General features: G+C 70.6%; 12 protein-coding genes and 1 pseudogene. 5 read left to right on the forward strand and 8 right to left on the reverse strand.

Going from position 1 to position 10,371, the window contains the following annotated elements:
- Window positions 1–15: 15 nt before the first annotated feature.
- On the reverse strand, window positions 16–657 hold the full coding sequence (locus tag AB0J46_RS49875) for an MBL fold metallo-hydrolase (protein WP_364343863.1): 642 nt from the start codon (window positions 655–657) through the stop codon (window positions 16–18).
- A 68-nt stretch (window positions 658–725) separates the two neighbouring features.
- Here AB0J46_RS49875 and AB0J46_RS49880 point away from each other — a divergent pair, with 68 nt between their 5' ends.
- The gene (locus tag AB0J46_RS49880) at window positions 726–1,151 is read left to right on the forward strand and encodes a MarR family transcriptional regulator (RefSeq protein ID WP_364343865.1); all 426 of its coding nucleotides are present in this window, start codon (window positions 726–728) and stop codon (window positions 1,149–1,151) included.
- 87 nt (window positions 1,152–1,238) lie between these two features.
- Here the strand turns inward: AB0J46_RS49880 and AB0J46_RS49885 are convergent, their stop codons facing one another.
- Window positions 1,239–2,141 carry a helix-turn-helix transcriptional regulator gene (locus tag AB0J46_RS49885; RefSeq protein ID WP_364343867.1) on the reverse strand — a complete coding sequence of 301 codons (903 nt, stop codon included), beginning with the start codon at window positions 2,139–2,141 and terminating at the stop codon, window positions 1,239–1,241.
- A gap of 171 nt (window positions 2,142–2,312) precedes the next feature.
- Here AB0J46_RS49885 and AB0J46_RS49890 point away from each other — a divergent pair, with 171 nt between their 5' ends.
- The 3 genes from AB0J46_RS49890 to AB0J46_RS49900 are packed head-to-tail and all read left to right on the forward strand — an operon-like array spanning window position 2,313 to window position 5,050.
- Complete coding sequence (locus AB0J46_RS49890) at window positions 2,313–3,149, forward strand: SDR family NAD(P)-dependent oxidoreductase (RefSeq protein WP_364343869.1); 837 nt, start codon at window positions 2,313–2,315, stop codon at window positions 3,147–3,149.
- A 36-nt stretch (window positions 3,150–3,185) separates the two neighbouring features.
- Window positions 3,186–4,133 carry an SDR family oxidoreductase gene (locus tag AB0J46_RS49895; RefSeq protein ID WP_364343871.1) on the forward strand — a complete coding sequence of 316 codons (948 nt, stop codon included), beginning with the start codon at window positions 3,186–3,188 and terminating at the stop codon, window positions 4,131–4,133.
- Window positions 4,118–5,050 (forward strand): alcohol dehydrogenase catalytic domain-containing protein, encoded by a 933-nt coding sequence (locus AB0J46_RS49900; protein WP_364343873.1) that lies wholly within the window; start codon window positions 4,118–4,120, stop codon window positions 5,048–5,050. The genes AB0J46_RS49895 and AB0J46_RS49900 overlap by 16 nt, the downstream gene beginning before the upstream one ends.
- A gap of 182 nt (window positions 5,051–5,232) precedes the next feature.
- Here AB0J46_RS49900 and AB0J46_RS49905 read toward each other — a convergent pair whose 3' ends face one another.
- Window positions 5,233–6,039 carry a helix-turn-helix transcriptional regulator gene (locus AB0J46_RS49905; protein WP_364343875.1) on the reverse strand — a complete coding sequence of 269 codons (807 nt, stop codon included), beginning with the start codon at window positions 6,037–6,039 and terminating at the stop codon, window positions 5,233–5,235.
- A 65-nt stretch (window positions 6,040–6,104) separates the two neighbouring features.
- On the opposite strand from AB0J46_RS49905, the gene AB0J46_RS49910 reads away from it, so the two are divergent.
- The gene (locus AB0J46_RS49910) at window positions 6,105–6,809 is read left to right on the forward strand and encodes an SDR family oxidoreductase (RefSeq protein ID WP_364343878.1); all 705 of its coding nucleotides are present in this window, start codon (window positions 6,105–6,107) and stop codon (window positions 6,807–6,809) included.
- Window positions 6,810–7,318: 509 nt separating this feature from the next.
- On the opposite strand, the gene AB0J46_RS49915 is transcribed toward AB0J46_RS49910, so the two are convergent.
- From AB0J46_RS49915 to AB0J46_RS49935, 5 genes and pseudogenes are all read right to left on the reverse strand, one after another.
- Window positions 7,319–8,401: an MFS transporter gene (locus AB0J46_RS49915; RefSeq protein WP_364343881.1), complete on the reverse strand. Its 1,083-nt coding sequence runs from the start codon at window positions 8,399–8,401 to the stop codon at window positions 7,319–7,321.
- 55 nt (window positions 8,402–8,456) lie between these two features.
- Window positions 8,457–8,726: pseudogene (locus AB0J46_RS49920) on the reverse strand (MFS transporter); the annotation flags it as partial.
- Between the two features lie 341 nt (window positions 8,727–9,067).
- The gene (locus tag AB0J46_RS49925) at window positions 9,068–9,535 is read right to left on the reverse strand and encodes a DUF4158 domain-containing protein (protein ID WP_364343884.1); all 468 of its coding nucleotides are present in this window, start codon (window positions 9,533–9,535) and stop codon (window positions 9,068–9,070) included.
- Window positions 9,536–9,705: 170 nt separating this feature from the next.
- Window positions 9,706–9,879 carry a hypothetical protein gene (locus AB0J46_RS49930; protein WP_364343887.1) on the reverse strand — a complete coding sequence of 58 codons (174 nt, stop codon included), beginning with the start codon at window positions 9,877–9,879 and terminating at the stop codon, window positions 9,706–9,708.
- 188 nt (window positions 9,880–10,067) lie between these two features.
- The coding region (locus AB0J46_RS49935) for an RICIN domain-containing protein (protein WP_364343890.1) at window positions 10,068–10,371 on the reverse strand (304 nt) is incomplete at its 5' end.

The raw sequence follows: 10,371 nt of genomic DNA on the forward strand, positions 1-10,371 counted from the left end.
GGCCGCTCCGCGGCTTCAGCCGATCTCGACGGACGCGCCCACGGTCAGGCGGTCGTAGCGGGACCCGCTGCCGGGAGCGCTGCCGCCCAGGAAGCCGCCGACCATGGCGGCGCCGGCGTCGTTGAGGGCGCCGTCGTGGACGGCGTAGGACTGCCGGGGGGCCACCGCGCGCACGTAGTCGATGAGCTGGCCGGTGGTGGACCAAGGGCCGTGCACCGGCAGTAGCAGGGTGTCGACGGTGGAGTCCGGGACGGTGAGCGCGTCTCCGGGATGGAACAGGGCGCCGTCGAGGAGGAAGCCGATGTTGCCGACGCGCGGGATGTCGGGGTGGATGAGGGCGTGCCACGTCCCGTAGACCCGCACCTCGAAGCCGGCCGCGGTGAAGACCTCCCCCTCGCCGACGGCGGTCACGCGCGCGCCGAGACCGTCCAGCCGCCTGGCGACGGAGGCGTTGGTCCAGATGCGCAGGGCCGGGTCGCTCCCGGCGGCCCTGCGCAGCGTCTCCTCGGAGAAGTGATCGAAGTGCTCATGGGTGACCAGGATCGCGTCGGCGCCCTCCAGCGCCTGCGGCTCGGTCAGGCCGCCCGGATCGACCACCAGGCGGCGGCCGTCCTTCTCGACGCGGACACAGGCATGGCCGAACTTGGTAAGACGCATGTCCCCACCCTTTCAACTATGTAACCAAACTGTACAACTTGGTTACATAGTAGGGGTAGGATGAGGTCATGGACGACGACGCCTTGGCTGAAGATCTGCGGCAGGTGATCGGTGAGCTGGTCCGCGCCGTACGGGCCGCCGACACCATGCCCCCTGGGGAGGCCGCCATCCTCGGCCACCTCGATCGCGACGGCTCACGAACCACGGCCGACCTCGCCCACCTGCGCGGCGTGACCCACCAGTCAGCCGCCAAAACCGTGAAGCAACTCCTCGGCGACGACCTGGTGCGGGCCGAGCCCCATCCCCATGACGGCCGCAAGCTCCTGCTGCACATCACCGAACGAGGCCGCGCCCGCCTCCAGCGCGAACGCGCACAGCGCGCCATATCGCTCAGCGCCGCTATCCGCGACACGCTCAGCTCGAAGGAGCAGCAGCGGCTGCGGGAATGCGTCTCCCTGCTGGCCCGCCTCACCACCCGCGTGAGCGGACGGTGACAGCGGATCCGTGCGGCGCGGCGATCCGGCGCGGCCAGGTCCGGCCCTCCCCCTCGCATCCCGGCGTCGGCGAGGGGGAGGCCGCCGTCATCTCGGACGGTCGTCCGCCCAGCGCAGAGGGATGTGGCTGTCGGCGGCCGGCTCGTTCCACTGGGCGAGCAGGTGCAACGCGGTCTCGGACGGGCTGCCGGGCTCGGCGTCGTAGACGAAGAGCGTCTGGTCGGGGTCGTCGGCCGGAGCGAGGGCCTGGTAGGTGATGGTGAGGTCACCGACCAGGGGATGGTGGTAGTCCTTGCTGCCCGTGGTGCGCTGGTGGACCTTGTTGTCGGACCAGTAGCGACGGAACTCCTCGCTGCGGATGGACAGGTCACCGATCAGAGTACTGAGAGCGGGGTCGTCGGGATGCCGGCCGGCGTCGCGGCGGAGCATGGCGGCCGTGTCGGCGGCGACGGCCGGCCAGTTCACGTACAGCTCGCGGGCGTGCGGGTCGAGGAAGACGAAGCGGGCCTGGTTGCGCTCGACGGCGGGCAAGGCCCGGAAGTCGGTGATCAGGCGTCCGGCCAGCCGGTTGTGGGCCAGAACCTCCAGGCGGCGGCCCAGGACGAAGGCGGGGCGGCGCGCCGCCTCCAGGGTGTCCAGCAGCCGCCAGGTGGCCGGGTGCACTCGCTGGGGGCGGGGGCGTCGCCGACGTCGGGCGGGCGTGGGGCGGGCCAGGGTGTGCAGGTGCTCGCGTTCGGCGTCGTCGAGGTGGAGGGCGGTGGCCAGCGCGTCGAGCACCTCGGGTGAGGCGCTGCGGCTGCGGCCCTGCTCCAGGCGGGTGTAGTAGTCCACGCTCACCCCGGCCAGCCGGGCCAGTTCCTCACGCCGCAGCCCGGCAACGCGGCGCCGTCCCACGAGCGGCTCGTCGAGCCCGGCCTCGTACGGGCTGAGGCGCGCCCTGGCCGAGCGCAGGAACTCCGCCAGCGGGGCGCCGGTGTTGTCACGGTCCATGCCACCCAGTGTCGCTCTCGTCCCGCGGTGCGGCGTCCGGTGAGGGTGGCCCAGTTCGTCCCCCGATGACTTGGGCCCTTCTGCCGCCTGTTTTCGCTGTTCAGAGCTGTTTCAGTAGAGATCGGGCCGTTGACCCGGTCCATTCCCTCATCCGTACGAAGGAGCTTTCGCATGTCCACATGGTTCATCACCGGCGCCTCCCGCGGCCTCGGCCTGGAGATCGCCCGCGCCGCCGTGGCGGGCGGCCACACCGTCGTGGCGGCGGCCCGCAACCCGGACGCCCTGCCCGAAGACCTCCAGAGGTCCGGCCGGGTGCTCGGTGTCCGGCTCGACGTCACCCGCGGCGAGGAGATCGCACGCGCCGTCGGGGCGGCCGCCGGGCGTTTCGGCGCCATCGATGTCCTGGTCAACAATGCGGGCCGGGGCCTGCTCGGCGCGTTGGAGGAGATCACCGACGCCGAGGCGCGTTCCCTGTTCGATGTGAATGTCTTCGGTCTGATCAACCTCACCCGGGCCGTGCTGCCGGGCATGCGCGCCGCCGGACGCGGCAAGATCGTCAATATCGGTTCCCGGTCGGGGTTCGAGGGCGAGCCCGGGGTGAGCATGTACGCCGCCACCAAGTTCGCGGTCGCCGGCATCAGTGAGGCGCTGTCGGCGGAGCTGGAACCGTTCGGGATCCAGTGCATGGTGGTCGAGCCCGGCGTCTTCCGTACCGACTTCCTCGACGCCAGCTCCCTGTCCACCGCCGCGCACCGCATCGACGCCTACGACGGCACCCCCGCCCACATCACCCTGGACTGGGCCGGCACCGCCAACCACACCCAGCTCGGCGACCCGGTCAAGGGCGCCGCGCTGATCTACGAGGTCACCCGCCAGGACAAGCTGCCGGGGCACCTGTACCTCGGGCCCGACACCCTCGACCGCCTGCAGGCCAAGCTGGACCGCATCGAGCAGGACGCGGCCCCCTGGCGGGACAAGTCCGCCGCCACCGCATACGACGCGGCCTGACCCCGGGCCCCGCCCTCATCCTTGGAAGGATCTGTCATGACCGCTGCCCTGCTCACCGGAGCGCCGCTGACCGGCCGAGTGGCCGTCATCACGGGCGCCTCCAGCGGCATCGGCGCCGCCACCGCCCTGCGCCTGGCCGCGCTCGGCGCGAACGTCGCCGTGCTGGCCCGGCGCAAGGACCGGCTCGACGAGCTGACCGCCTCCATCGACGCCGCCTGCGGCACCGCGATCGCCATCCCCGTCGACGTCACCGGCCGGCAAGCCGTCAACGACACGGCGGACCAGGTCGCCGAACGGCTCGGCACCGCCGACCTCGTCGTCAACAACGCCGGCGTCCAGCTCATCTCACCGATCACCGACCTGCGCCAGGACGACTGGCAGCGCCAGATCGACCTGAACATCACCGGCGTCATGAACGTCCTCGGCGCCTTCCTGCCTCACCTGACCACCGCCGCCGAAGCCGGCCGGCCCGCGGACCTGATCACCACCTCCTCGATCGCGGCCACCCGGATCCTGCAGAAGTTCTCCGTCTACTCCGGCACCAAGGCCTACATCAGCCACCTCACCCGGCTGCTACGCGTCGAACTCGGCCCCAGGAACATCCGGGTGGCCACCATCGAGCCCGGCATGGTCGACACCGAGTTGCCCAGCCACGTCACCGACCCCGATGCCAGCGCCCTGATGGAGGGACTGCTCACCGAGATCGCCCCCTGCGGGCGGCGGACGTGGCCGAGACGGTGGCGTTCATTGCCGCCTCGCCCCGCCACGTCAACCTCACCGAGATCACCATCCTGCCCACCGCGCAGGCTGTCTGATCGGGCATGCGCACCCGGTGCAAGCCGCAATGGTCGCACCGGGCGCCACCGATCAGACGAAAGCCTGCGGCCCATCGCCGAGCCCCGCGTTCGAGTCTCCAACTGGGCCTCGAACGCTCCGGGCGCCACATCACACGCTGAGGAGAACAAGCCATGCGCGCTGTCGTGAACACCGAAGACGGAATCCGGGTCACCGATGTCGATGAGCCAGGCGGAGAGGGGGTACGGCTCTGCGTCGCCTCGGCGGGCATCTGCGGGACCGATGTCAGCTTCGCGGCCTCGGGGGTCACCGGGTTCGTCTACGGGCACGAGTTCGCCGGCACGGACGGCAACGGCAACGGCTACTTCGTCGAGCCGAACCTCCATTGTGGTGAGTGCGACGAATGCCGCAGCGGCGACACTCAGCGGTGCACCGCACCCGGCCAGCCGTATCTCGGCGTGTTCGCCGATGGCGGCATGGCCGAGGCGGTCGTGGTCCCGCAGTACACGTTGCTTCCCCTTCCCCCGCGGTTGCACGTCAAGGACGCCTGTCTGATCGAACCCGGTGCGATCGCCTGGCACGCAGTGCGAAGGGCGAGCGTGCAACCTGGGGAGCGCCTTCTCGTGGTCGGCGGCGGCTCGATAGGACTACTGGCCGCCGCGGCGGCGCGGTACCGCAAATCGGACGTCGACGTGGACACCCGGCACGCCCACCAGTTGGCCGCGTCTGAACGGCTGGGATTCGGCCGGCCCAACGGCTTCTACGACGTGGTGATCGACGCGGCGGGTAACGAGTCGAGCCTGGCCAGAGCCGCAGAGGCGGCCCGCCCGGGAGGGCGGATCGTTTCCCTGGGCGTCTATACCAACACCATGCCGGTGCCCGGTGTGACGAGCCTCACCAAGGAACTCACCTACCTCAACAGCATCGCGTACGGACGCGACAACGCAGAGCGGGAGGTTGCGCAGGTAGCCATCATGCTGGCCGACACACCTGAGATCGCACGAACCGTCATCACGCACCGGTATCCACTGGAAGACGCCCGGGAAGCGTTCCGAGTCGCGGCCGACCGGAAATCCGGCACCATCAAAGTAGTCATCGAGCCCTGAACGGCAAGCCCGTGCCCCTTCGGCGACGTCACGGCGTAAGGCGTACATTCTCCTCCCGAATCTTCAAACCTCCCCCATCAACCTCCTCAGGTAACAAGCACCGCCCGCCTCGCCGAGGCCGTCGATCCTGGCCGGCACCGGCAATCTCCACCGCCCTTGGAGCCGGAACACGCACGGTGATCTCATGCCGGGAACAGGGCGGACAGGTGGCGCAGGGCGCGGGCGGTCGGGGTGTCCGGGTCGGCGGTCATGAAGACGACCTGCTGGTCGTCGTCCGGGACGGTGAGGATGTCGCAGTTGATGCGGAGCGGGCCGAGTTCGGGGTGGGTCATGGTCTTCGTACGGTGGCCGGGGGCGCGTACCGGATTGGTGGCCCAGATCTGGTTGAACTCGGCGCTGCCCGCCCTGAGTTCGGCCAGCAGGGCGGCGAGGGCGGCGTCTCGGGGGTAGCGGTCGGCGGCGGCCCGCAGCCGTGCCACCGCGTACTCGCCGAACTCCTCATGCCCCGTGGTCAACACCTCCTCGCGGAGCAGGAAGCGCCGCCGGGCCAGGTTGGGCTGGTCGCGGAGGTTGCCGAGCAGCGCCTCCGCGAGCGGGTTCCAGGCGATCACGTCGTAGGTGGCCGCGGTGACGACGACGGCAGTCAGCGGGAGACGGTGCAGCAGGTCGGCCACGTACGGGCGGACCGTGCGCGGCGGTACGGCGGGCGGCTGCGGGGTCACGCCGGCCAGGCGGAACAGGTGCGTCCGCTCGGCGGGCGCGAGCCGCAGCGCGCCCGCCAGGGACTCCAGGATGCGCGGCGACGGGCGTGGCCCGCGGGCCTGCTCCAGCCGCACGTAGTAGTCGACCGACATGCCGGCCAGGTCGGCGACCTCCTCGCGGCGCAGGCCCGGCGTGCGGCGACGGGGTCCGGCGGGCAGGCCGACGCCGTCGGGGCGCAGCCCCTCCCGGCGGTCGCGCAGGAACCGGGCCAGTTCGCCTCTTGCCATTCTGTACCTCCCTGGTATCGATTGTGCCTGGATCGACCGACCCGCCCGCGGGCACCCTCGATGACATGAACCACTCGATCGCACTGGTCACCGGCGCCAACAAGGGCATCGGCAAGGAGATCGCGCGCCTGCTCGCGGACGCGGGTCTCACCGTTTACGTCGGCTCGCGCGACGCCGCGCGCGGCGAGCGCGCCGTGAAGGAGATCGGCGGCGACACCCGCCCGCTCGTCCTCGACGTGACGGACCCCGCGAGCATCGCCGACGCCGCGAGCCAGGTGGACACGCTGGACATCCTGGTCAACAACGCCGGCATCTCCGGCGAGGATAGAACGCCCGACCTGGAGGATATCGCCACCTTCCGCCGCATCTTCGAGACCAACGTCTTCGGGGTCGTCGCGGTCACCAACGCCTTCCTGCCGGCGCTGCGCCGCTCCGCGCACCCCCGGATCGTGAACATCTCCTCCGGTACGGGCTCGCTGACCTGGGCCACCGGGCCGCAGTTCCCCCACCAGGGCGCCTACGCCGCCTACCGCTCGTCCAAGTCCGCGCTCAACGCGCTGACCGTGTTCTACGCCCACGCCCTGGCCGGCGACGGCGTCAAGGTGAACGCGCTGGCGCCCGGCCTGCGCCGCACCGACCTCAACGCCACGGCGGCGGGCGGCGGCGATCCCGCCGAGGCAGCGGCGGGCGCGGTACGGCTGGCGCTGCTGGCCGACGACGGGCCCTCCGGGCAGTTCCTGTCCTGGGACGGTACGCCGGTGCCGTGGTGAGGATGTGATCGCCATGCGCGAGGGTGGGTCACTGGAGCGTGGACGCCGAGCACCCCGGAACCGGGCACACACGTGCAGGGCCCGGCCGATACCCGAACAGAAGCCCGGCGGTGGAGTCGGCCGCCCGAATCGCGATCTTGCGGGTGGCCAGGCCGCTGGCACAACATCCTCGGCGTCAGCTTTTCGGGCCAGGGGTTTGAGGCAGGAGACGCACCGCACCCCGGTCACCGTCTCCAACTGGCCGACGTCGGGGTCGACCACCACGTCCGGCACGCCGGCGCTCGGGTCAGCGGTGTTGACCAGGGCGTGCACGATCGGCCCGGTGTAGGTGACGCGCAGGACGGAGCTCGGCGCCCGGCTGATCGGCAATCACGTCGATGCAATCTTGGGCAAGGTCGAAGAGAGCATGCCCAGGATCTGAGTGCTTGGCATTGGAGCCGAGAAGGGTTCCACCCTGGCGAGGATGTCAAATCGCGGGCATGGGCGCAGCTAGATCGACCTGCGTGTGTTCAGGTGGGCCGGCAGGCTCTGGACGTGGGCCGAGCCGGCGGTGGACTGTGGCGCGCCCGCCGGCAGGATCTGAGCTGGAAACAGCAGGTCGACGCGCGACCCGCAGTGGCGCAAGGCCCACTCCTGGCTGGGCTTGACCTCGACCATCTTCCAGCGGTTCCGGCCGCGGCCGCAGCTGACACCGCCAGACACACCAGATGCCCAGACAACGTGGAGCCGGCCTGTCCGCGAACAGGGCGGGGCCCGGTCAGGGGGCGTGCTGCCAGTCTGCCGGCTCGCCGGGGGGCGGCGGCGTGGGGCCGCTTCGGCAGCGCGGCCGCCAGGAGGGCGACGGCGGCCAGCGTCACGGCGATGGCGACGAACGCCTGCCCGAAGCCGGCCGCCAGCTCCTGCGCCTGCGTCTGTGCCGGGCTGCCGGATTCGCCGTTGTGTCCCGCCGTCGCCGTGACCAGGGCGGCCAGGCCGAGCGCGCCGCCGATCTGCTTGGCGGTGTTCATCAGCCCGGAGGCGGCTCCCGCGTCCTGCGCTGGCACGCCCGAGGTGACCGTGACGGTCAGTGGCGTGTTCAGCAGGCCGCCGCCGAGCGAGATCAGCATGGCCGGGCCGAGGATCGCCGTGACGTAGTCCTGGCCGGGGGCCAGACGGCTTTGCCAGAGGAATCCGGCGGCGCCGATGAGCGCTCCGGCGGCGATGAGGACGCGGTGGTCGGCGCGGCGCATCAGCCACGGGGTCAGGCGCAGCCCGACCAGGATGGTCAGCAGCGTGTGCGGCAGGAAGGCGAGCCCGGTCTGCAGTGGTCCGTAGCCGAGCACGTGCTGCAGGGACAGGGTCAGGAAGTACCACATCGGGTTCAGGGTCGCCCCGGCCATCAGCATGGCCAGGTTGCCCAGCCAGATCGGGCGTGGCCGCAGCAGGCGCGGCGGCAGCAGCGGCGCGCGGGCCAGGCGTGCCTCGACCAGCACGAACAGCCCCAGCAAGACGGCGGCCGCCGCGGCGATCGAAGCGGCGGTGAGGACGCGCGGGCCGGACAGGCTGTAGGCCAGCAGGGCCAGCCCACCGGTGGCCAGTAGCGCGCCCGGCACGTCCAGGCGCTGCCCGCGCCGCCGGGACGGGCCGCCTGGCAGGGCGGCCCGCGGCCAGGCAGGCCAGCCCGATCGGCACGTTGACCAGCAGGATCCACCGCCAGGACAGGTACTCGGTCAGCGCGCCGCCGATGAGGTTGCCCGCGGTGCCGCCCGCCAGGCTCACGGCCGTCCATACCGCGATCGCCCGGGTGCGGCGCGGCCCTTCGGGAAAGGCGGTGGTACGCAGCCGCTCCTTGCCCGCCTTGAACGCCGAGGTGCGTACCAGATCCCCCATTGCCAGGTCGAACACCTCGATGGCCTCATCGGCCGAGACCGGCTCCATCACCGCGGCGAAGGCAACCAACGTGGCCAGCTTGCGATCTCCGGCCAGGTCCGCGACCGCCTTGGCCCGGGCCGCCTTGGCGAGGCGGGCCAGCGCGGCCACCTTCCCAGCCGGGACAGCCGACAGATCCCACGCCGCCGCGCCCAGGCCGCGCAGCTCCACATAGCCGCTCCAACGCCTTGACCACTCCCGCGCCGGACACGTCGGTGGGACTCTTACGCAGCCGGTCCAGCCCCGAGATCCGCCGCCCCCCGGTCACCGTGACCAGCTCCTCCAGCGCGCTCTTCTGACCCGGGCTGGGCGCGGCGGTGAGGATCTTGTACTGGCGTAACGCGGCCCGCTCACGGATCTCCGAAATCATCCGCTCCATGGTGATGACGCCGGGAAGCAAGATCTTCGCCTTGACCAAACGGTGAGTGACCAGGTCCAGCAGCACGATCGGCGCCCTTGAGCACGGAGGGATCCAAGCAGAGCTGCTCGGCGACGTAGTCGACCACCACGGCCGGCACGTCCTCCGGATCTTCCAAGAAGCAATTCAAGAACCGAGCCGTCCCGAGCTGGACGGCCCAACCGAGCTGGTTGCGAGCTCCGTTCGCGGCCATCGCCCGCCGCCGATCAGCGGGCCTCCAGATGGAAGAACCCGCCCAGCTGGGTGAGGTCGGGCACCTCGTTGAACCTGCCCCACCTACTGCGCTGGTCCTCGGTGAGGAAGCTGACCGTGGGCCAGGCTGAGTCCCCGGCCCGCTATCAGCCGAAAGTGTGACATCGAGATGATCTTCAGATGTCCAGTCAGAGTAAATCCGTGACATTGATCATGAAACGTGATGTTCGCCCCATGGCCCAGGCGGGGGCGAGGCGTTCACGGCTCTCCCCGTGAGGTGAGGTGCGCCCCGGAGCGGGTGAGGGCTCGGCCAGCGTCCGCCGTACCTGCTCGTGCGACATCCCGATCTGCCGACCGATCCGACGCAGCCCCCACCCCTCATACCGCGCCTCTGCCATCGCCTCCGCCGAAGGCCGCCGCCACCACGTTGTCCAGCATCACCCGCAACTCCGCCAGCCTGGCCAGCCTGATCGCCGGTGCCACCCCCACCAGCTCCGCGCAGAACTGCTCAACATCCGCCCGGACGAACGCGACACCCTCAGACTCAGCCATCGGGCAAGACTTGCCTGCTCAGACCTCGACTGTCAACGAATGTGACAGTAACCCCGGTTCGCCGTCCCGCTCCTACTCGCATGCCAGGTTGCTCCTGCAGATGCATGAGGGCCAAGCGGCGCGGCCGGGCACCGATCTCGTCCCGACTCAATATGGGTGAGCAGGGGAAGTGCGGCCGCGGCGCGAAGTCAGCCGACACGGATGAGCTGCCACTGCTGCGGCTGGCCGCCGTTGTCGCTCCACTGGATGGTGCCAGCGCCCTCGCCATCGGTGTTGCCGTTGTCCAGAGCCTTGCCGCTGCGCTGACAGATCAGCTTGTAGTAGCCGGCCCCGACACTCGTGATCGTCCACCGCTGCTGGGGCTCGCCGTTGTCGCTCCACTGGAGCACGCCGGCCGCCTCGCCATCGGTGTTGCCGTTGTCCAGAGCCTTGCCGCTGCGCTGACAGATCAGCTTGTAGTAGCCGGCCCCGACACTCGTGATCGTCCACCGC

The organism is Nonomuraea sp. NPDC049758 (assembly GCF_040674635.1).
Classification (GTDB): domain Bacteria; phylum Actinomycetota; class Actinomycetes; order Streptosporangiales; family Streptosporangiaceae; genus Nonomuraea.